The organism is Paenibacillus sp. FSL H8-0332 (genome assembly GCF_037963835.1).
Lineage (GTDB): Bacteria > Bacillota > Bacilli > Paenibacillales > Paenibacillaceae > Paenibacillus_AQ > Paenibacillus_AQ rhizoplanae.
The window spans coordinates 4,276,259-4,300,888 of the sequence record NZ_CP150145.1 but is presented as its reverse complement, the minus strand read 5'-3'; the positions used below and the strand labels follow the sequence as shown (position 1 = coordinate 4,300,888).

5 protein-coding genes are annotated in these 24,630 nt (G+C 53.0%); all 5 read left to right on the top strand.

Annotated features, from left to right (window positions below; translation table 11 throughout):
• Positions 1–11 precede the first annotated feature (11 nt).
• The 5 genes from NST43_RS18675 (at position 12) to NST43_RS18655 (ending at position 24,457) form a co-directional block, all read left to right on the top strand.
• A complete protein-coding gene (locus NST43_RS18675; RefSeq protein WP_339218627.1) occupies positions 12–7,079 on the top strand; it encodes an amino acid adenylation domain-containing protein in 7,068 nt (2,355 codons plus the stop codon).
• An 18-nt stretch (positions 7,080–7,097) separates the two neighbouring features.
• On the top strand, positions 7,098–8,345 hold the full coding sequence (gene fabD / locus NST43_RS18670) for an ACP S-malonyltransferase (RefSeq protein ID WP_339218625.1): 1,248 nt from the start codon (positions 7,098–7,100) through the stop codon (positions 8,343–8,345).
• 29 nt (positions 8,346–8,374) lie between these two features.
• Positions 8,375–19,600: an amino acid adenylation domain-containing protein gene (locus NST43_RS18665; RefSeq protein WP_339218623.1), complete on the top strand. Its 11,226-nt coding sequence runs from the start codon at positions 8,375–8,377 to the stop codon at positions 19,598–19,600.
• A 13-nt stretch (positions 19,601–19,613) separates the two neighbouring features.
• Positions 19,614–23,522 (top strand): amino acid adenylation domain-containing protein, encoded by a 3,909-nt coding sequence (locus tag NST43_RS18660; protein WP_339218621.1) that lies wholly within the window; start codon positions 19,614–19,616, stop codon positions 23,520–23,522.
• A gap of 329 nt (positions 23,523–23,851) precedes the next feature.
• On the top strand, positions 23,852–24,457 hold the full coding sequence (locus tag NST43_RS18655; RefSeq protein ID WP_209993120.1) for a 50S ribosomal protein L25: 606 nt from the start codon (positions 23,852–23,854) through the stop codon (positions 24,455–24,457).
• Positions 24,458–24,630: the final 173 nt, after the last annotated feature.

Sequence of the window (24,630 nt, the reverse complement as noted above, 5' to 3'; positions counted from 1 at the left end):
GGCCTGCGCCTATGGGAGAGAAGGCGACCTACGAGCTATCCCACGGACAAAAGCGGTTTTGGATTCAATCCCAGTTGAATCCGGGCAGTGGCGAGCTGAACCAGCCTATGGCTGTCAGAATCGGCCGTAGGATAAGCCCTGAATTGTTGCGGCAAGCCCTGAAGCAAATTGTTGAGCGTCATTTTGTGCTCCGTACCGTATTTTTGTCTGTAGACGGAGAGCCGCGGCAAATGGTGCTGGAGCATTTGGAAGTGAACCTGCCCGTTACCGATTATTCTGGCCTTGGAGCGGAAGCCGGGCAGGAGGCTGTCCATGCTGATCTGCTTGCCGATTCGGGAATGCTGTTTAATTTAACGGAGGGGCCGTTGTTCCGTGTACGGTTATATTATTTGGACGTTGAGGATACCATTTTCTATATTTGTTTGCACCATATCATTGAAGACGGATGGTCGATGGAAGTATTATTCCGTGAGCTGTTTACGATATATCAGTCCATAGAGCGAGGTACTGACGTCCGGTTGCCCGACCTGCCGATTCAGTATATTGATTACGCCAATTGGCAGAATCAACTATTGTCTTCAGGCAAACTTCGCAAGCAGAAGGAGTATTGGCAGAAGAAGCTGGGTGGGGGGCTGCCCAGTCTTCACCTGCCCATGGATTATGCCCGGCCCCAGGTCAGGAATGCAGCGGCGGGCATAGAGAAGGTTGTCATCGAATCTTCGGTATGCGAGGCTCTGAAGCTGATGAACCGGAGATACGGGACGACGATGTTCATGTCCATTGCCGCCTGCCTTCAGGTTCTTCTAGCAAGACTGTGCAACCAGGAAGATATTCTCATAGGGACTCCCATAGCCGGAAGAAATAATAGACATGTGAAGAATCTGATCGGATTCTTTGTTAATACATTGGTGCTGCGTAACCGCCTTCCTGTCGAGGGCCTATTCCCTGAATTGCTGCAACAGATGAAGCAGACCTGCATTGAGGCATTTGAGCATCAGGATTACCCCTTTGACGAGCTGCTGCAATTGCTTGAAGCACCGCGCAGTCTGAATAGGGCACCGCTCTTTGATGTTCTCCTTAATTTTGCTTCTGATTACAGTTCGGAGGAGAATTTAAGTGAACTCCGGTTTAATAAAGTGATGATCGGAGAGGGTACGGAGCATAATGAATTCGATTTGACGGTTATCGTGGAGACGGTCGATGACCGGATGATTCTTTCCTTATGCTATGGAACCGATTTGTTCTGCCCGGCTTCTGTCCGGCGGATCGGAGACAATCTCCGGCGGATTATTGCCGGGGTTGCAGACAATGCTGAGCAGCGGATATGGGAAATTGGTTACTTATCCGATGAGGAGCAAAGTGTACTCCAAGCGGTAAATGATACCCGGCGGATGTATCCGCAAGAGGAGACGATTCCGTCTCTATTCGCTCGTCAAGCCGCGTGTACGCCTGACTCTATTGCAATTGAGCATCAAGGTAAGACCATAACGTATTCGGATCTGCATAAAGAGTCTAATCGGATCGGTCATTTATTAAGACAATGCGGAGTCGTGCCGAATGAACCAGTTGCTGTGTTAGCGGATCGTGGAAGCGATCTGCTTGGTGCTGTGCTGGGTGTGCTTAAGGCAGGCGGAGCATATGTGCCTGTTGATCCTGAGTACCCGGAGCTGCGCATCCGGTATTTATTGCATGACAGCGCCTGCCGCGTGCTGATTACCGAGCCGCGCTACCTTGGACAATTGTCCGCCTATTTGCCGGACAGCGTCGATATTGTTGTCTGTCTGGAAGGAGAGCAGCCTTCCGGACTATCCGCCGGCTCAGCAGTATGGACGGATAGTCCTGCAGAGCCGGTCATTGCGGGGCTGCCGGACAAGCTTCAGATCATCCGCAGCAACGCCGGCTATCCGGCAACAGATTTGCCTGCAATTGCCGGAGCTAGGGATTTGGCGTACATCATCTATACCTCCGGGTCTACCGGACATCCGAAGGGCGTCATGATCTCCCACAAGGCTGTGCTTAACACACTCCTCTGGCTGCAGGATACATATACACTTAGCCCGGAAGATGTAGTTGCACAGAAGACGTCGGCCAGCTTTACCGATTCGGTCTGGGAGTTTTTTTGGCCCCTGCTGGCTGGAGCGAAATTGACTGTTATACCCGGAGAAACGGTGAAGGACCCGGTTAAGTTGTACCACTGCTTGAAGGAGGGGAGGATCAGTGTTACGCAATTTGTTCCCGGTCAAATGGCGCTGTTTCTCTCTGCCGCCTGTCAGATCGGGGATACGAACCCCTTAAATGCTCTGAAATGGGTGTTCAACGGAGGCGAAGCACTGCCCGCTAATCTGGTGCGGGAATGGTATGGACGGTTCCATACGGCTAAGATTGCTAACATATATGGAATGACGGAATCCGCAATCTATGCCACGAATTACTTGATTACGGATAAGCCAGGCCAGCATCAATTGAGAATTCCCCTAGGCCAGCCGATTGCTAATACTCATGTTTATGTGCTGGATGCAGCAGGTCAGCCAGCCGGCTTCCAGGTTCCTGGAGAAATCTGTATCGGCAGTATCGGGTTGGCCAGCGGGTACTGGAATAAGCCGGAACTGACTGCGCAAGCCTTCACAACCTATCCTCTGACAGGAGAACGGCTGTACCGGACAGGAGACCTTGGATGGTTAAGAACAGACGGGATGTTAGAGTACCTGGGCAGAAGGGATGATCAGGTTCAGGTTCGCGGCTTCCGGGTGGAGTTGAAGGAAGTGGAACGGGCCGTTACCCATTGTCCCGGTGTGGCGGAAGCGGCAGTTGTAGCCCGCGAAGAGCAATCCGGCACGAAGGCGCTTGTCTGCTACTACACCGCCACTACGCCAGGTCTGGAATCCCCTGAACTGCGTGAGTACCTGAAGAAACAGCTTCCTGAATATATGGTGCCGTCCCTGCTATTGGAGCTGCAGGCCATGCCGCTGACTTCCCACGGCAAAATCGACCGAAGAAATCTGCCGCTGCCCGAAGGCCGGATTCATCAGGCTAATGAATATGTTCCGCCCGTCGGGGAGGTTGAGGAAGCACTGGCAACCATTTGGCAGGAAGTGCTGCTTACTAGACAAGTAGGCGTATTGGACCCGTTCTTCGAGCTTGGCGGCCATTCGCTCAAACTGGCCAAGACTATGTATCTGATACAGGAGCAGTTCCATACAGAAGTGACCTTCAGGGAATTGTTCGAGCATCAGACCATTCGGGCGCAGGCACTTCTGATTAAAAGCAAATCCCGTCAACAGGATACTCCCATTGAGCTTTTGGAGGATCAGGATTATTATGCAGTATCCTCCGCACAAAGACGGCTCTATGTTCTGGAGCAGCTCGAGCAGGACAGCCTCAGCAACCATGTGTTCTCGGCATGGCGCTTCTCAGGTAATGTTGAGCGCGAACAGATTGAAGCAGTCTTCAGGGCGTTGATACAGCGGCATGAGGTACTCCGGACAGGGTTTGCCCTGCTGGAAGATGATGTGTACCAGCACATTTACGGGGAGATTGATTGGCAGTTGGAAGCCGGTGAAGCGGGCGGGGAGGATATGACAGTAATTGTCCGCCAGTTTCTGCGGCCGTTTAACTTGAAGCATCCGCCATTGTTCAGAGCGAAATGGATTTCCCTGGAAGAGGAAGGGTTCGTACTTCTGCTGGATTTTCACCATATTGTGTATGATGGCACTTCAGCTGTAATTCTGCTGGATGAGTTCACAGAACTGCTGGCAGGCCGTTCTCTGGAAGGACAGCGGGTGCAGTATAAAGAGTTCGCCGCCTGGCAGAATATCCGTCTGAACGAACCGGCATACCAGGAACATGAGCGTTATTGGCTGGGACAATTCGACGAGAAGCTGACCGGCAAAGAAATTCCGCTGTTAAGTCTTCCGGCGGATTACAGCCGGCCGAAGCATAAGAGCTATAAAGGAGGAACGCTCCGCTTCATTATGCCGTTGCCAGTCTTAAACGGACTTCGCACCATAAGCAATGGTCAAGAGGCTACCTTATTTATGGGGCTTCTGGCGGTGTTCAGCGTGTGGCTCAGCCGCTACAGCGGCCAACATGACATCATCGTCGGTACACCGGTTGCAGGCAGGCCCAATGCTCAAACCGGAAAGATGATCGGAACGTTCGTTAATACATTGGCGCTCCGCAGTCATCCGCTGCCGGAGTTGACCTTCAGACAATACCTTGATGAATTGAAACAGGTTAGCCTGGAGGCCCTTGAGCATCAGGATTATCCATTTGACCATTTGGTCAACCGCTTGAATCTGGAACGTGACATCAGCCGGAATCCGCTGTTCGATGTCATGCTCAGGCTGCAGAATTTCACGGAGGGTGAAAGAGTGATACCAGGAATACAGGTGGCGCCACTCCCTCTCGATAACCCTTATGTTCCGTTAGATTTGGTTCTGACAGCAACAGAGATGCCGGATGGGCTGCACTGTATATGGGAATATTGCACTGAATTGTTCACTGAGCAGTCGGCGGAGCAAATGGCTCGTCACTTGATCCAACTCGCGGGGAATCTTGCGATGCAGCCGGATAGACCACTCTGCCTGGCCAAAATGTTAACCCCTGCGGAAGAATACAACATTCTAGAAGTAAGAAGCGGTCCGGAGGTGAAGCTTGCCGAAGGACTGTTAGTTCACCAGATGTTCGAGGAACAAGCGGCGAGAAGGCCTGAGGCGGCGGCAGTGGCTTGCGGAGGTACCGTACTCAGCTACGGCCAGCTCGATCTTCTCTCCAACCGGCTGGCCCGGACACTTAGGAAGACAGGCGTAAAGCCGAATATGGTAGTCGGTATTTTAGTGAGCCGTTCGGTAGAGCTGATAATGGCAATTCTGGCTGTGTTGAAAGCTGGAGCTGGTTATGTTCCTCTAGACCCCGGTTATCCTGCTGCACGGGTTGAATATATGCTGAAAGCCGGGCAGGCGGATATTCTTTTGACAAACGAGGGGCTGCTGGATGCTGGTGCTTATTCTGGAGTTCAGATCTGGATGGAACATGACGAGGAGTGGGATAACGATTCCAGCCCGCTGCTTCCGCTGCAGACACTTCAGGACATGGCCTATATGATCTTCACCTCCGGTTCTACCGGTAATCCCAAGGGTGTTGTCGTTCCCCAAGAAGCGGTCGTGAATTTCATATACGGATTAACAGGCCGAATACCCTTTAGCGAAGGGAAAACGATGTTCTCTGTAACGACTGCAGCCTTCGACATCTTTCTAATGGAGACGCTGCTTCCTTTAACGCAGGGAATGCGTGTAGTGCTCGCCACGGAGGAAGAACAGCATTCAGCCGATGCGCTTCTCAACAGAGTGTGGGATGCCGGAGCTGAATTTCTTCAGACGACGCCGTCCAGACTGCGGCTGCTGCTGATGCACCCCAAGGCAGAAGAAAGGTTGCAGCGCCTGCAGGTTCTGCTGGTAGGAGGCGAACAGTTTCCAGAATCGTTGCTGAGCCAAGCCCGGGTTTTGACGAACAGCAGGATCTACAATTTGTACGGTCCGACGGAAACTACGGTGTGGTCAACGGTCCAGGAGTTAACAGAGCATAAGCCGGTGACAATCGGTACCCCGATCGCCAATACCCGGGTGTATGTCCTGGATGATCATATGCAGCCGCAACCCGATAGGGTGACCGGACAGCTATGGATCGGCGGAAAAGGAGTGGCGACCGGCTACCACCGTAGTCCAGAGCTGACTTCCCGGAAATTCGCCAGGAATCCATTCCGGCCGCAGGAGCGGATCTTCTGTACTGGAGATTTGGCCAGATGGCGGCCGGACGGTGAGCTTGAAGTGCTCGGCAGAGAAGACCATCAGATCAAAATCCGCGGCTATCGGGTTGAGCTTGAAGAGATCGAACATCAGCTTCAGACCCATAGTGCAATACGTGAAGCGGTAGTAGTGGCACGCGGGGAGCAGGAGACTGCCGAGCTGTGCGCTTATTATGTTGGTGAATCAGAACTGACGGTAAGAGCACTTCGTGCCCACCTGGAAGGGCTTCTCCCTGCTTATATGCTTCCGTCAGAATTCATTGTAGTTGAAGCCTTACCATTGACGCCGAACGGGAAAATCGACCGCAAGCGCCTGCCGCAGCTTGAATCCCGCCGACTGGAACCCGAGGACGGCTATGCCGCCCCGGTCTCCGGCACCGAGCAGGAAATTGTACTTTTATGGGAGGGTCTGCTGAAGCGGGAAGGAATTGGGCGCAACGACAATTTTTTTGAACTAGGAGGGAGCTCGATTCTCCTGATCCAGCTCCATATGCGCCTGCAGGAGGCTTTTTCCCCGCATCTTACCATCATGGATTGCATGGCCCATCCTACAGTAGCCGGATTGTCGGCATTCCTTGAACAAGAAATGCCCGAAAGCCTGGTCCGTACAGAGGAGGACAAGGAACAATACCGCAAACAGGAGGCCTATTGGCTAGAGCTGCTGGCTGCTCCGCTGCCATTTATTCCGTTTACACGGGATATGGACGCAGGCAGCCGGAACGAACCGCAGCGCTCAATTGCTGGTACCCTTCCTGAGCATGTGTACCTCACGCTGCTGCGGGCTTTGGAAGAACAGCCCTTTGATTTAACTGATCTGCTGCTAGCCTCCTTTTTCTATGTGCTGCATCTGCAGACGGGCAGCACAGAGCTGATTGCGGAGGCAGGCGGGGCAGGAATATGGCCAGCCCGAACCGGCGTAAGGAAGGCTCAAAGCTTTCCGGTGCGCACAAGCCTGCCGGAGAGCAATGATCTGGGCGCTCTGACACTGGCCATTGCACATCAACGGCAGCAGGCGGCGGATACGGATAGATATCCTATTCCCCGCTTGCCTGTGCTTGCCAATCAAATAGGTACAGAGCCCTTACATCTGGGCATCCGGGTGAATGATACAACTTCCAGAGCCTATTCTGATTACGATCTGCTCCTCCATCTGGAAATCCGGTCGGGCACAGTATCCTTTTTCTGCGAGAGCAGGAAGCGCAGGCTGAATAAAATATGGATGGAGCGGACCATGAACGGCTATATCAATTTACTGCATAAGATTGCGGGTCAATGACTAAGGAGGATGGTTGCTTTGAGTAAATTAGGTTTGTTGTTCCCGGGACAAGGCTCTCAATATACGGGGATGGGAAAAGATTTATATGATAACTTTCAAACGGCGCGGGATACCTTTGATGAGGCCTGTGACGTTCTCAGCTTCGACCTGAAGGCGCTTTGCTTCGAAGGGGATATAGAACAGTTGTCCCGTACCTCTAACGCCCAGCCCGCCATTCTGACGGCTAGTGTAGCTGCATTCCGGGTATTAATGCAGGAGATAAAGCCTGCGCCGGCCTACGCTGCGGGACATAGTCTGGGCGAGTTCACCGCGCTGGCCTGCAGTGGGGCGCTGTCTTTTGCCGATGCCGTTTCCTTGGTTCGCTGCAGAGGGAAGCTTATGGAAGAGGCGGCCGGCTCTGAGAGCGGGGGAATGCTGGCCGTCACAGGGTTGTCCGAAGAGATTCTGGCTGATATTTGTGTAAGGACGTCGTCCATTCAGTCTTATGTATCTATTGCAAACTATAATTCTGCCGAACAGATCGTCATCTCCGGACATACGGCCGCCCTGGATAAAGCTAAGGATGAAATTGAGAAGCTGGGTGCCGGAACCATCCCCTTGAAGGTCAGTGCCCCTTTTCACACCGCGGTAATGGCCAAGGCTTCGGAGGCGTTCGGGCAGGAATTAAGAGGCTATGCCTACGGTAGGTTCAAATGGCCGGTTATAGCTAATCTTTCAGGTACACCTTATGCGGATAAACGCTTTATCGTGCCTAATCTGACGCAGCAAATGGCACGCCCGGTTCAATGGTATAAGAGTATGCAGTATCTGTTAAATCAGGATGTTAGCAGCTTTATCGAAGTGGGTCCCCGGACTGCGCTGATGAAGCTGATCAAGACGATATCCGGCAGCAGCCGTGCATTCTCAATGGAGCATGTCTCCCATCTGCAGGAGCTTCGCAAGGCGGGAATGGAGGCGGGACCTGACGGCCTGGGGCTGATCGTTGCCTGTATTGCCGCAGCAGTAACTACGCAGAACCGCAATTGGGACAATGGACAGTATGAGCAAGGCGTAATTGTGCCTTATCGGCGGATTCAGGAATTGCGGGAACGGCTGGAAAAGACCGGCTCCGAGCCTTCATTGGAGGAAATGCAATTTGCATTGACCATGCTAAAGTCCATTCTTAACACTAAATTCACTCCGCTTGAGGAACAGGAAGAACGGTTTGAGCGGATGCTCTATGCCACCAATACCCAAGATTTATTTCCGGCGTTTCAGGTCAGTTAACTTCATTATTGGGAAAGGAGGAGGATACTATGTCCAATTTGCAGTTGAATCTAGCAGATTTGAAACTAAGTGAATCCGATTTCGCAGGCAGCGGCCCGAACCGGCCGCAGCAACTCCGCGACGAGGACATTGCCGTTATCGGCATCGCCTGTAAAATCGCCGGAAGCGGCGATGCCGGACAGTTCTGGGAGAGTCTGAGGGAAGGAAAAGATGCCATCCGTCCGTTCCCGGCTTCCAGAAAAAAGAATCTGCAGGAGCTATATCGTGCGGGTTATTTAGACGACACCACTACGATGTTCGACGGCGGCTATCTCGACGAAGTCGATGTCTTCGATTATTCCTTTTTCCATTTATCCCCGAACGAGGCGAATCTGATGGACCCAAACCAGCGGATGTTTCTTCAGACGGCCTGGACGGCGATTGAAGATGCGGGTTATGGAGGAGGGCGTCTGGCGGGCAGTAGCACCGGTGTATACGTCGGCTTCGGAAGCGATATGGGTGAAGAGTACAAACGGCTGATCGCTGAATTGTCACCTGCTTCGCTTAACGCCTCAATTCCCGGAAATATTCATTCGATGATTGCCAGCCGGATTGCTTATCTGCTGGATCTGAAGGGACCAAGCATGCTGGTGGATACGGCATGTTCTTCTTCTCTTGTGGCCGTTCATCTCGCCTGCCGCGCCCTGCGGCAAGGAGAATGTGACTTCGCCCTCGCGGGCGGAATCAAGCTCTCGCTTCTGCCGGTAAAGCAGGGAAGTGGCGGCGGCTTGGGGGTAGGCTCTTCGGATGATCGCACACGAACCTTTGATGAACATTCCGACGGCACCGGAGGCGGCGAAGGCGTTGTTGCCATCCTGCTGAAGCCGCTGAAGCAGGCGGTACGGGACCGTGACCATATCTATGCGTTGGTTAAAGGCAGCGCCGTTAACAATGACGGCACCTCTGCAGGGATTACATCGCCCAATTCTCTGGCCCAGGAGGATGTTCTGGCCAGAGCCTGGGCGGATGCGGGAATTCATCCGGAGCGTCTTGAATATATCGAGGCCCACGGGACCGGTACGAAGCTGGGTGATCCCGTTGAAATCGAAGGCCTCCGCAACGCCTTCGGGAGGTATACGAGCCGGAAGCAGTTCTGCGGGATTGGCTCGCTCAAAACCAATGTCGGCCACTTGGATCACTGCGCGGGAATTGCCGGCTTCCTTAAAGCGGTGCTGAGTCTGAAGCATAGTGAGCTTCCGGCCAGCCTGCATTTTACGGCGCCCAATGCCCGGATTTCATTTCCGGATTCGCCGGTATACGTCAATGAGAGACTGCGTGTATGGGAGTCCGGGGGGGGACCCCGCTTGTGCGGAGTCAGTTCATTCGGCTTGAGCGGTACCAACTGTCATGTTGTCCTTGAAGAGGCACCACATGCTGCGGATACAGTGTTAAATGCCGCGGAGCCGGATGATACGGGGGAGCTCGCGCTGTTTAGCCTGTCAGCCAGAAGCGAAGCAGCACTCTCGGCTTATCTGGGGGCCTACCAGAGCTATCTGCATGAGGAGAACCGCTACACCCTGCGGGATCTCTGTTATACCGCTAATACAGGCCGGGGACATTATGCCTGCCGAGCAGCCGTGCTGTGCAGCAGCCGGGAAGAGCTTGGACAAAAGCTGGCGCAGCTTCAGGAAAGCCTGCACAGCGGCGGAATGCCCACTGGCGAGATAGCTCCGGGCGTATTTTATGGCTGTCACCGGATGATTTCTTCCCGCAAGGAAAAAGAAGCCGGCGATTTGACCGTGGATGAGCAGCGGGAGCTTAGCCGAAAGAGCGAAGCGGTGTTGCTGCAGCAGATGGAATATGAACAGAAATTAATGCAGGCCAGCCGCTTGTATGTTGCCGGGGCGGATATCCCCTGGGAAAGACTGCATGAGAACGAAACCTGCTTCAGGGTACCTGCACCGGTATATCCGTTCGAACGGTACCACTGTTGGGTCGTTCCCGATGAGGCAGCGGCTGCGGGCAAGAACGTAAAGTCTGTTCAAGCTGCTTCTTTGCATCCGTTGCTTGATCAATGCCTGGCTGAAACGGAGAACCAGGCGATTTTTGTCACCAGCTTCTCGGTTGAGCGGCACTGGGTACTCAGCGAGCATGTAGTCGCCGGCCGTTCCATTGTTCCGGGAACGGCATATCTGGAGATGGTGCAGGCAGCTTTGCAGGCGTGCGGCCATTCAGGGGAAGCTCTTGAACTCAGGGACATTCTCTTCGTGTCTCCGCTAATTGTGGAACCGGACGAAATACGAGAAGTCCAGACGGTTCTCCGCTGGGAAGAGGAGGAGGTTGAATTCGCGGTGCTCAGCCGCGGAGAGCCTGCCGGTCTGGAGGAGGAACGGGGCTGGGTCAGGCATGCCCAAGGTAAAGCTTCTTTTGGACCGGATGGCGGCCGCACGGTTGATTTGGCTAAGCTCCGGTCTCAATGCCAGGTGCAGGAGATAGCCGTTGCAGAAAACACTGAAGACACAGCCGGCGCCTTCGACTTTGGACCGCGCTGGAACTCTTTGCGGAAGATTGAAGCGGGAGAAGACCGGGTGTTGGCGGAATTATCGCTGAGCCATCCGTTCCATGCAGATCTGGAGCAATACAAACTGCATCCTGCACTGCTGGATGCTGCGGTGGGAGTGACTAGTCAAAGCCTGGGAACCGGGCTGTTCCTGCCCCTTACATATCGTAGATTACGGATCTACGATTCCCTTCCGGAACACTTTTACAGCTATGCCGTCAAGAAACAGGAGGCCAAGGAAAACGGAGAATTGTTAACCGTCGATGTGCTGATTCTGGATGATCAAGGAAGAGTGCTGCTCGAAATTGAGGATTACACCGTTAAAAGGGTTCGTGCCGGAGAGGTTCAAGCGGGTCCTTCAGCAGAAGAACGGCTCTACCATCGAATTGCCTGGATCAGCGTGGAGGGGTCTTCAGGGGCAGCGAAACCTTCGTCACCCGCTCAGCTATGGCCACAGGAGCAAGCTATTATCATGTTCACAGACAATAGCCCGTTGGCCCAATCAATGGCCCGTAGTCTCCGCGGGGAGAACCGGCGAGTGATTGAAGTCAAGCGTGGCAGGCGATTCGCCCGCCTGGATAGCGACACCTATATTTGCGGCGGAAGCAAAGGGGAGTTTGCCCGGCTTTTTGAAGAAGAGGAGTGTATGCATTCCGGACTCCTCCTCTATCTATGGGGAGCGGACCCCTGTGTGTCCGATGAATCGCTGCTGTTAACCTTTTTGCATCTGGCTCAGGCGGTGACCGGCAAACTGAATTCAAGCCTGGTTGTTGTTGCCAGATCCGCCTATGAGGTAACTGGAACGGAAATGTTGATTATGCCGGAGCATGCGGCATTGTACGGGTTGGCTAAGGTTATAGGGCAGGAAGATGCCGGACTGAACTGCCGCTGCATTGATGTGGACGAGATGACGGAGCCGGAGGAAGTGCTCGCAGCTATGGCCATGGTCGACAGACCGTATCTGCTGGCGCTTCGGGACGGAAAAGGGTATGCCGAAGAACTGCAATGGGCAGACCCCGGCGAATCTGTAGATACAGAGCTCATCGTCAGGGACGGGGGAGTATACGTCATCACCGGGGGCACCGGAGGACTGGCACTGGAGGTTGGAAAGTGGCTGGCCTCCCGGACCGGGGTACATCTGGCTTTTATTGCCCAGACCGCATTACCGCCCAAGGAAGCATGGGCAACTGCCGTTGCCGCAGATACAGCACCACGTGCATTCAGAAGCATTAAGGCCTTTCTGGCCATGGAAGCCAACGGGGCTGTTGTTGATTATATACAGGCTGATATTTCAGATGAGCAAAGCATGAACCGTATCTTCACGAATTTACGGTATCAGGGGGGAGGCATACATGGTGTTATCCATGCGGCCGGCAAGGCCGGTGCAGGTGTCTTTGCCCTGAAGGAGGATGAGGGATTCTGCAAGCTTCTACTGCCTAAAATACAAGGAACACGTATTCTGGACAAGCTAACCGAGCAGGATAATCTGGATTTTCTGATGTTATTTTCTTCGGTCTCTTCCGTATTTGGAGGGCCTGGGCAATCGGACTATACGGCAGCAAATGCCTTTATGGACGCTTATGCAGAGCTTCGTAACCGTTCAGGCAAGAAAACCATTGCTATAGAGTGGGCTTCCTGGAGTGAGACAGGAATGGCTGTTGACTATAATCTGGATCTGAGCTCTACATGGTTTAAGGGCCTGCGGACAGGTGAAGCGCTGGATGCCCTTGAGGAAATCCTGAAGCATCCGGCGCCGCGGATGATGGTCGGCAGGCTGAATTATGCCCTGGCGGCCAGACTTGAAGCTGCCATGCCAACAGGTCTGTCAGCTGAGATTCGCAGCGCCTTGGGACGGTACCGCTATCGCCGGTCCGGACAGAAGACGGGCACCATGCAGCGCCGTAGCTTCAGCATCCGGGGCAGGGAATCGGGGACATACAGCGATTCGGAGCGGACGATTGCCGGCATTTGGGCCGAGGTGCTGGGACATGAGCAGGTGAATCTTTATGATAATTTTTATGATTTGGGCGGGGATTCACTGTTGGCTGGCAAAATAATCTCCATGATGAATAATACCTTAGACAAGAAGACAGAGATCAGTGATTTGTTCCGGTACTTGACGGTTGAAGAGCTGGCGGAATACGTGGATGAAGGCGCGGCTGACTGGAGCAGACCGATTACCGGGGCGGGCCTGCCGCAGATGTGGGGGCCAGCACAAGAGGCTGTGCTGGGGCCTGCAGGCGTCCGTGAATATTATCCTGCTACGTCTGCACAGCGGCAATTTTTCCTGATCCGGCAAATGGCCGGAGAGAGCACACTGAACAATCTGTGCAGCGTGATGATTCTGAGCGGTCCCCTTCAAGTAGAGCGGCTGGAGAATGCCCTGCAGCGGGTCATCCAGCGTCAAAGTTCGCTGCGAACCTCCTTTGAACTACAGGGGGAGGAACTGGTCCAGAAGGTGAGGAATGAAGTAGAATTTGAGCTCGGGTTCGCGGATGCCGATAACCGTGAATACAAGGATTATATAAGCGAATTTGTCCGGCCGTTTGACTTAGGCGTTGCCCCTCTGTTCAGGGCCAGGCTGGTCAAGATATCCGCCGAACGGCATCTCTTTATGCTTGATGTGGATCATATTATTGCGGATGGCGCATCGATTGGAATATTGCTGAGTGACATCATTCAACTGTACTCCGGTCAAGATCTTCCGGGGCTCCCGGTCCAGTATACCGATTATGCGTTTTGGTTAAATGAACGTCTTCAAGGAGCGGAACTGAACCGTCAAGAGCAATACTGGCTTAATCAGTTTCGTACTGAATGGCCTGTACTGGAGCTTCCGACGGATTCGCCAAGACCGCCTGAAATGAATTTTGCGGGTGATGTCTACAATCTGGAGCTGGGAGAAGAAGTGACGGCCAAAATTAAGAATGCAGCCTCCAGGAGCGGAGTAACGCTGTTTATGCTTCTGTTTGCCGCTTATGCGGTGCTCTTGTCCAAATATGCCAACAAGGAAGAACTCGTGATCGGCACGCCCAGCGCCGGCCGGGAACAGAAAGAGACCGAACGGCTGATCGGCCTCTTCATTAATACGCTTGCGCTCCGTAGCACGCCCTCTTGCGACAAGAGGTTTGAAGATTATCTTCAGGAGGTCAAGACGCTTGCCCTTGAGGCTTATGAGCATGCGGATTATCCTCATGGAATGCTGCTGCAACAGCTTCATCTGGAGCGGGATTCCAGCCGGAACCTGCTGTTCGATGTTCAATTCATCTCCCAGAATTTCACCGGAGAGGCACTGAGCGCAGACCAGTTGCAATTTGAGCCTTTGGAAGCGAAGGTTGAAGCGGTCCATGTCGATTTGACATTGATTTGGTTCGAACGGGCCGGCCGGCTCTGTTTTCGCTTCGAGTATGCCACACAGTTGTTCACGGAGAGCACGATTGCACGCTTAGGCAGTTATTTCGAGCATCTTCTGGATGAGATTATTTCCGATCCTTCCAGACCGATCGGCCAAATCTCCCTGGTATCCGGGAAGCAGCAGGAACAACTCATAACCGAATACAGCGGCGCCCCGATCCCCGTGCAGCAGCACTTGCTGATCCATCAGTTGTTCGAGCAGCAGGCCGCGGCTGTTCCGGGAAATATAGCTGTCATATGCGGTGGACGCAGCTTCACTTACAAGGAATTGAATGAACGGGCCAATCATCTGGCCTGCGCATTGGGGAAGTTCGGCCTGTCGCCAGACGACAGGGTCGGCCTCCTCGTTGAGCGTACCGTGGACCGGATTGCTTCCATGCTGGCTGTGATGAAGGCAGGCGCGGCATACGTGCCTATGGAGCCCGGATATCCACAAGAGCGTCTGGCATTCATCATCCAAGACAGCGGCATGTCCTTGCTGATGGCTTCATCCAATCTGTCAGGAATCGTCGCGTACAAGGGGCCGGTAATTGATATTACCGACGAAACCTTGTATACGGGGGAAGCATCGCAACCGGGGTGTCATACTGCACCGCATAATCTGGCCTATATTCTGTATACATCAGGTTCTACAGGTAAGCCGAAAGGGGTGATGGTGGAGCATCGGAATGTCGTTCATTATATATCGTCTTTCCGTCATGAATTCTCGCTTTCCGGCAGCGATGTCATCCTGCAGCAGGCCTCTTATGCCTTCGATGTCTCCGTAGAGGAGATTTTTCCGGTTCTGGCAGCCGGAGGCCGGATTGTTATCGTCCAGCAAGAGGAGCTGCTCGATATTCTGCGGCTTCAGACGCTCATCAGGGAGCACCGGGTTACGCTGCTAAGCACGTCGCCCTTTGTGTTGAACGAGCTTAACCAGTTGCCGCCGCTTGATTCCGTCCGCGTCTTCATCAGTGGAGGCGATGTGCTGAAGGGGGACTACGTCTCAAGCCTGGTCCGATATGCTCAGGTGTACAACACCTATGGACCGACAGAGGCCACGGTCTGCGCGGCGTATTACAGGGTAGAGGCCGTACAGTCCCGGTCGCTGCCTATCGGCAGGCCTATCGCCAATACAGCAGTATATATTATGAATGCCTCCCTGGAGCTGCAACCTCCGGGCGTCCCTGGTGAAATCTGCATTGCCGGACGAGGAGTGGCCAGAGGTTACTTGAATCAGCCCGCTTTAACGAATCGGCAGTTTCTTCCCCACCCTTGGATACCGGGGGAACGCCTGTATAAGTCGGGAGATCTCGGCAGATATCTTCCAGGTGGCAATCTCCAGTTTCTGGGGCGGATGGATCAGCAGCTTAAAGTGCGCGGCTACCGGATTGAGCCCGGCGAGATCGAAGCGGCATTGCAGCGGCATCCCGTAATCACGGACAGTATTGTAACAGGCTACAGCGGGCCTTCCGGAACCATTGAGCTTGCAGCTTATTATGTATCGGACAGAGAGATCCCGGCTCCCGAATGGAAAGCCTTCCTTAAGACCGTGCTTCCGGAATATATGCTTCCCGGCGTGTATATACGTATGCCTGCCCTTCCGTTGACGGAAAACGGCAAAGTGAACCGGAGGGAGCTCCCTTTGCCTGACAGCAGGAGTCCGGCAAGCCTACATCCAGTAGAACCTTCAACGCCAACCGAGCACCGGCTTGTCCAGCTGTGGTCCGAGACGCTGCAGAAGGAGGGAATCGGAACTTCGGATGATTTCTTCCTGCTGGGCGGGCAATCCCTGTTAGCCATGAAGCTGCTGCATTTGATTAATAAGGAATGGCAGGTTGAGATGGGCTTGCGGGATTTTTTCAGGGCCAGTACGGTAAAGGGTCAGGCTGCTTGGATTGAGAACACCGGCGGTTTAGCCGGAACTGAAGCTTCGGACCACCTCAATGGGTTGGTCACGCCGTTCAATCTGCGCGAAGGGCCACCGCTTCGTGTAAAGATCATCAAGACAGGCGCAGGACAGCATGTGCTGTATATGGATTTGCATCACATCATTACGGACGGGCTGTCTCAAAATATTATCATGAGCGAGTTTGCCGAGCTGTACGCCGGTAAAGAACTGCCCGAGCTGCCGCTCCAGTATAAAGATTATGCGAATTGGCAGCGCAGCCTGACGGGTGGAGAGCTGTACCGGGAGCAGGAACAATTCTGGCTCAGCCAATTTGAAGAGCCGATTCCAGAGCTGCGGCTGCCGCTCGACTCCCCCCGTCCCTTAAGACGCAAAGGCGAAGGTAGAGCCGTCAGTCTTCGTATTGGCTTTGACACCGCAAGCCGATTGAAACACTTTGCCATCGGACAGGACACAACCGTCTTTATGGTGTTGTTCGCCGTTTACAATATCCTGCTTGGCAACATAAGCCGTCAGGAAGACATTGTCGTTGGCGTACCCGTTTCAGGAAGAAGCCATGCCAGTCTTAATCCGATTGTTGGAATGTTCGTCAATACGCTTGCCATCCGCAATAGGCCGAAGAGCGGAATGATTGCGACTGATTTCGTCCGCGAGGTTAAGGAACACTTCCTGCTCGCATATACCCACCAGGACTATCCCTTTGAAGAGCTTGTCAGCAAGCTGAATGTTTCGGGGGAGGCAGACCGCAATCCGCTCTTTGATACAATGTTCTCGTTCGCCAACGAATCCATGGCCGCGGCCATTGAGCTACCCGGCGTAAGCATAGCCCCGTGCGAGACGGAGTATACGGGGGCGCAGTTCGATTTAACGGTCGCTGCCACCATGATGAAGGAGGATTTGGAGCTTCTTTTCCAATATGATACCGAACTGTTTAAAGCGGAGACGGTGCAAAGTCTTAGCCAGGATTTCCTGACTGTCCTGGAAGCTGTACTCTACAAGCCAACGTTGACAATTGGTGAGATCCTTATGGATAAAGGCCAGGTGAATGAAATCGCTGTAGCTGCAGAAGCCGGAACTTCGGTTAAGGCAAGGGTAGAGCCCCCCTGTACAGCGGATTCTACAGGGATCTCTCCGTCTGCGGATGAACATGAACCTGCTGCAGTAATGGAATGGGACTGGAATAAGCCGGAGCTTCCCTTGGATAAACCTGTACACCTCTTATTTGAAGAGCAGGCAGAGGCAACGCCGGAGAATGTGGCCCTGATATATGCCGGACAATCAATGACCTACGAAGAACTGAACCGGAAATCTAATCTCGTGGCCCATACCTTGCTTGAACTTGGCATCGGCAGAGAACAAATCGTTGCTATTGTTATGAAACGTTCGTTCGAGGTCATGATCGGCATGCTGGGCATTCTGAAGGCGGGGGCGGCGTTTCTGCCGATTCATCATGAGGACCCGGCCGAACGCATTCAGTTGCTTCTGGCCGATACCGGAGCCGAACTGGTATTGACACACAGGAGCTGCCGGGGGGAATGGATGAATGAAAGGATTCGGGTGCTGGAAATCGACATCCTTTGTGAACAAGATCAGGACTGCGCAAATCCTGGACTGCAGATTGCGCCAGTTGATCTGGCATATATGATTACAACTTCGGGCTCTACGGGTAAGCCGAAGGGGGTGCTCATTGAGCATGGAGCGTTCACAAGCCGGGTGGTGTGGGTGTGGAAGCATTTAGCTTTAAGCAGAACCGATACTCTATTGAGTAAAGGGTCGTACACATTCGATGCATCGCTGCTGGAGCTATTCGGCGGATTTGTATGCGGTGGCAAGCTGGTGCTATTGGAAGCGGGCTATGAGAAGGACGCCCGTCATATTATAGAAGCCATTGAAGAAAACAAGGTAACGGCAACGTTCTTTCTGCCGACAGCCATGTCCATGTTCTTAGCAGGATTGTCGCCGGGTACGTCCGGCAGAGTGGCGTCCCTCCACTCTGTGATGGTTGGCGGAGAGCCATTGATGCAGGAGCAAGCCCGCGAATTCTTCGCCAAGGTGCCGGGCGCTTCGCTGATCAACCTCTATGGTCCAACCGAATCGTGTATTTTCGCCACTGCCTTTAGATGTTCTCCGTATGAGCTGGATAAGCGGATTCCGATCGGATATCCGGTGGGAAGCACACAGGCATATATTCTGGACGATGCACTCCGCATCGTGCCGGACGGCCAGACAGGCGAGCTGTGCCTGTCCGGCCCGGAGCTGGCCAGAGGGTATTGGAACCGTGAAGAGCTAAATGCGGAGAAGTTTATCGCCAGTCCGTTTGCCGAGGGCGAGCGGTTGTACCGGACGGGTGACCTGGCACAGCGCTTGCCCGGCGGGGCGATTCTGTGTCTGGGGCGGACGGATAATATGGTCAAAATTAAGGGATACCGGATCGAGCCTGGGGAAATTGAGGATTATCTGTTGCAGCATCCGGCCGTCGGGCAGGCAGCGGTCATCGACTGTACAGACGATCAGGGATATAAATACCTTGCCGCTTATCTATTGACCCAAGGGAACTGTACCGTTAAGGCGCTGCGTACATTTCTGAAGCGTTATCTGCCGGAATACATGGTGCCGGCCAAGTTCTTCTCGCTGGAGCACGTGCCGTTCACTTCCGGCGGCAAGCTAGACCGTAAAGCCATCCGCAGTATGGGGACAGAACTGCCCTCAGGACAAATATTTGTGGCTCCGTCGGGAGCCATCCAACTGGAACTAGCCTCGCTGTGGACAGAACTGTTCCGGGGAGTCTCCATAGGAGCGGAAGACCATTTCTTTGAGCTTGGCGGTGATTCCCTGATGGCCTACAGATTGTCGTTCCAGATTCAACAACGTTTTGAAATAGAAATAAGGCTGCAGGATTTCTTCCGTTTTCCGATACTGCGAGGTATGGCGGAGTATCTGGCTGATCGAATGAACTCCGCTGAGCTTCCGGTACAAGGGCTGGCCGCTTTACAGTCGAATGCATTCTCGGCTCCGATCCCTAAAGCACCCGTAAACGTGTATTATCCGGCATCTTCAGCACAAATCCGGCTCTTCATTCTTCATGAATTGAACAGAGAGGACTTAAGCTATAATCTGCCCGGCGCTCTACTGCTGGGGGGAAGCCCGGATTGGAATAAGGTTGAGCGCACGTTGAACAGACTTATAAGGCGGCATGAGAGCTTGAGAACAAGCTTTGAGGTGATTGAAGGTGTCATTGTGCAGAACATTCACGATTCTCCTGCGTTATCCATTGAATACCTGGAGACCGGCGAGACGGATATCAGAAACATCCTGGCTGGGAATGCGCAGCTCCACAAAACGGATAAGACGGGCAAGAGCCATGCGCTGTCTTCGGTCAAAATTCAAAAAAGCGAGCGCAGAAGAAGGGGAGATTAACTTGGAGTACCAAATGTATGAAACGTCCTCGGCGCAAAAAAGACTGTTTCTGATCAACGGTATGCTGGGGAGCAATATCATATACAATATGCCGTGCTGCCGGAGAATTGAAGGAGCACTCAATATTGAAAGGCTTAAAGAAGCTCTGCAGACTCTTGTGCACCGCCACGAGGGTTTGCGCACATCATTTGTGCTGAATGACGGGGAAGTGCTTCAACGGGTTGACCATACACTTACCGCGGCTTTAAGCATCAGGGATTACGGGACGCAGTTAGTTGACGGGTATATGGAAGCATTTCTCCGCCCCTTCAACCTGGAACAAGCGCCGCTCTGGAGAGCGGAGCTTATCCGTCTGGGACAGGACAGCCATCTGCTTTTGTTCGATATACATCATATTATTGCCGATGCCGTGACCATTGAAATCATCTTTGCTGAGCTGATGGCCTCCTATCAGGGGCAGGAGCTTGCACCCTTGGAGTTCCAATACGTAGATTACGCAATTTGGCATAACGACCAGCTCAAGGAAGTGAACATCCAGAGGCAGGAGGAGTTCTGGCTCTCCCAGTTTGCGGATGGGGTCCCTGTACTGGACTTGCCCTTCAGCAGAAACGGTCAGCGGGCGAATTATGAGGGCCGTTGCGTATCCCTGGCTATACCGCCTGAACTCGCAGTTTTATTCCGCTTGCTCTGTCTGCGCTACAATGTAACGCCATATATCTTGATGGTGGCCGTGTACGGGGTGTTGCTCGCCAAATATACGGGGCAGGATGATTTGGTGATCGGAACGCCGGTGGCCGGACGAACTCATGCTGAGTTTGAAGGGATCGTCGGAATGTTCGTGAATACTCTTGCCCTGCGTTACAAACCGGCCGGAAACAAAAAGTTTTCCGACTACCTGGACGAAGTAGCCGACCATACCTTTATGGCTTTGGAGAATCAGGATTATCCGTTTGAAATGCTTGTGGAAAAAATAAACCCGGAACGAATTAACGGAAGAAATCCGCTGTTTGATGTCTGCTTTTCTCTGGAAAACCGTCAATCCGCTTCGGAAAGACCCTTACAAGGCCTAGGGTTCGAACCGCATGCCTTTGAGAATCGGATTGCAAAGTTTGATCTCAGTCTGTTCGCTTATATGACGGATGACGAGATCATTATGGAGTTTGAGTACCGGAGAAGTTGCTTTAGAGAGGATGAGGTACACCGCATGCTTCGTCATTTCAGCCGGATTCTCGAATCTGTATGCGCCGATCCTGATCTTCCGATCAGCCGGCTGGAGATGCTGACGGAAGAGGAAAGGCAGCAAATTCTCGTGGAATTCAATACTTCCCGCCAAGAATATCCGCAGGAACACACTATACACCGGCTGTTCGAGCTACAGGCCGAGCGGAGCCCGGACCGTATTGCAGTTCAATATGGAGAAGTCAGGCTGACTTACAGGGAATTAAACAAGCAGGCTAATCAATTGGCCCGGGTGCTTATTGACAAGGGAGTAGGGAGAAATGAGATTGTGTGTGTGCTGGCGCATACCTCCCCCGACACGATTGTCGCCATCTTAGCGATCCTGAAGGCTGGAGCTGCTTATTTAGCCATTGATCCGGAGTATCCCTCTGATCGGATTGCGTATTTGCTGGAGGACAGTAAGGCCAGGATCTGTCTGTTATCCCAGGAAAGGGACGATGATATTCCTGTATCAGGCATCCTCTTCCTGCCGGTAATGGCTAGCGGTTCACTTAGCGCCGATAATTTGCTGCCACGGGCAAGACCGGATGATCTGATGTATGTAATCTATACCTCCGGTTCTACCGGAACGCCAAAGGGCGTTTTGTTGGAGCACCGCAATCTGGCGCGGATCGTTATGGATGCGGGAGAATTGGTTGTCTATCCCGAAGATCGGGTGCTGCAGACCTGCTCCCTGGCGTTTGATGTGTCTGTGTATGAGATCTGGGGTACGCTTGTTAAAGGCGCCACCCTCTGTCTGCTCCGTAAAGAGGAGCTGCTGGACACTGAAGCATTGCGCCGCAGAATGAACCAGTACGGCATCACTGTCTCCTGGTTCACAGCTCCTCTGCTCCACCAGCTGGTGGATATGGATGTAACGGTATTTACGGGTCTGCGCTGTATTATTACGGGAGGTGAGAGCCTGTCGCCGCGTCATATCCGTCTGCTGCTTGACAGTCAGCCGGGACTGACGCTGCTTAACGGGTACGGGCCCTCGGAGAGCACAATTTATACTTCGTTCCAGAAGGTTACGGAGGTTGACGGCGACAATATCTCTATCGGTAAGCCTGTACCGAATACCCGTGTTTATATTTTGGATAAGGAAGATATGCTTCAGCCTGTCGGCCTTCCCGGCGAATTATGCATTGGCGGAGACGGCTTGGCCCGCGGATATCTAGGTCAGCCTGAGCTGACGGCAGAGAAGTTCGGCCGTGACCCCTTTACCCCCGGCGGCAGAATGTACCGGAGTGGAGACAGGGTCAGATGGCTGCCCGGAGGGATGCTGGAATATCTGGGACGCTTCGACCACCAGGTGAAAATCAGGGGCTACCGTGTCGAGCTCGGTGAAATCGTCGTACAGATGACGAAGCAAGAGGGCGTCCGGGAAGCTGTGGTTACCGTCCAGAAGGATGCATCCGGGGCGAAAAGCCTGTGTGCCTATGTCGTGGGCAGTCTCCCGGTGGAACTGCTCCGCAAGCAGCTAGCAAAGACTCTGCCGGAATATATGATGCCCTCATATCTGATACCGGTGGAGAGTCTGCCGCTGAATACTAACGGCAAGGTGGACCGAAAGGCGCTGCCTGCCCCGGAGACTGCCCTGTCACGGAATTCAGCGGACGTCCTAGCTACACTCTCACCCTTAGAACAACTGTTACAAGTCATCTGGTCGGGTTTATTGGGAGCAGCCAAGGTAGGTCTGGATGATAATTTTTTTGCCGTGGGCGGACACTCCTTGCTGGCGGCTTCCCTTGTATGGGAGATCAATACCCGTCTAAACGTCAAAGCCTCGTTAGCCGATATTTTCAATTATCCGACGATCAGGGAACTGGGTGCGAGGATCAGTGAATTGGAGAGTCACCTGTTGCTCCGCGAGACAACTTTGGCACTGGGCAACGGATATGGTAGCTGCCTGGAGCACCCCGCTTCACCAGCTAAATGTATCCTGCTGAAGCAGGGTGAAGACGAGAACCGGCAGTTGTTCTTCATCCATGACGGCAGCGGTGGAGTCGGTGCTTACAGGGAACTGGCAGACCGGCTGGACGGATGGACTTGCCGGGGAATCAGTCTGGACCTGTCAGCGGACCTGGCTGGTAAGCTCCGCACAATTGAAGAGGCAGCCGGACTATATCTGACACAGGTGCAAGCGGTACAGCCCTATGGGCCATATTATTTGGCGGGCTGGAGTCTGGGGGGCACTATTGCGTTCGAAATGGTCCGGCAATGGGAGCAACAGCATGGGAAGGTAGCCTTACTTGCCCTTGTGGATACACTGCCTCCTGGTACTCACGGCCATGATAGCTTTGAGGAGGACATCCTCCAGTTGGAGAGCCATGCGCCCGATGCCCAGGAAGGGATTACGGTATTCCCGGATGCAGCTATTCCGCTTATTACTGATTTTGAATGGTTGACGCAGCGGCAGCGGCTGAACAGACTGCATGTTATCCAGCATTGGATAATGCTGCAACAGACATACCGTCCGAATAGTTCTGTCAAATCTCCAGTGATTCTGCTGGTACCTGAGCCGTTTATGAAGGGATCAGGCAAGGGCTGGAAGCAACACTGCAAGGGTGAATTAGAGCTGTTTGGAACAGAGGGCGACCATTACTCCATGATGGGCCCTGAGCATGTGGATGCTGTCGCCTCTGTTTTGCTTCATTCCCTGAATGCCAGATTGACTGTTAAGCATGCCCATCCTGCGGAATGATTTTAAAAAATAATTGATTCTTACCAATACCGGGATTCCGGCGATGTCTTCAATATTCCTATGACTGTCTTGATGGGATTAAAGTATAATTTCAGTTAATATGGATATGTAATGCATAATACCCTATTTTGACTTGTCTATTTCCCGGTGCTATACTGATTCCACAGCAGGCAAATATGGTTAATAAGAGACTGATTAGACATAAGAGCTAATTGGTCTTGTTTTTTAATGCAGCTATGCTGACACTACTTGGCGTACGCCGCCCCGGGCAGTTTGCCGGCTTCTGAACGAAGGGCGTAGCGCTCAAAAAACTATTAGGAGGAAATATCATGAATACCACAGTACGCTTGACTGAAAGATCCGGATCGAATTCTTCCCAGCGCAGCAAAGGTTTTGTACCGGTTGTAGTTTACGGTGCAGGTTCAGATACCCAGTCCTTCTCAGCAGAGGCCAAAACACTTAATGAAATTCTCGGCAAAAACCCGCGTGCCATCCTGAAGGTGGAATTCCCGGGCTCCGGCTCGAAGAATGCGGTTATTCAGGAAGTACAGCGCCAGCCGTTATCCCGTACGCTGCTTCATGTAGATTTGCAGCAGATTGATATGAAGGCGGAGCTGGATACTAAGGTAGCCTTCCACTTGATCGGTGATCCTGTCGGCGTCAAGAGCGGTGGTGTGCAGCAGGTGGAGCTGTATGAACTGGACATCCGTACCCTGCCGGATAAGGTGGAAGCGAACTTTGAAGTAGATATCAGCGGTATGGAGATCGGTGATCAATTGCTGGTATCCGATCTGCCGAAGCATGAAGGCTGGGAGATCCTTACCCCTGAAGACACACTGATTGTGCGGATCTCGCCTCCGCTCGTAATGGAAGAATCGGCTGATGAAGCTACTGCCGCACCGGAAGCAGCCGAAGCTGAGAAGTCTGAAGAGTAAGATATTCCAAGCTGCATTCAATAATCCTATGTAAGCTTAGAACCCCGCAGGCAGCCTGTGTATAACGGCTATTCTGAGAGTCATAGTGTTTAGATTAACCGGGAGCAGACATATCCTTATCAGGGAATTGTCTGCTCTTTTTTGCAAAACGGGAATCTGGTACATCCTGGAAT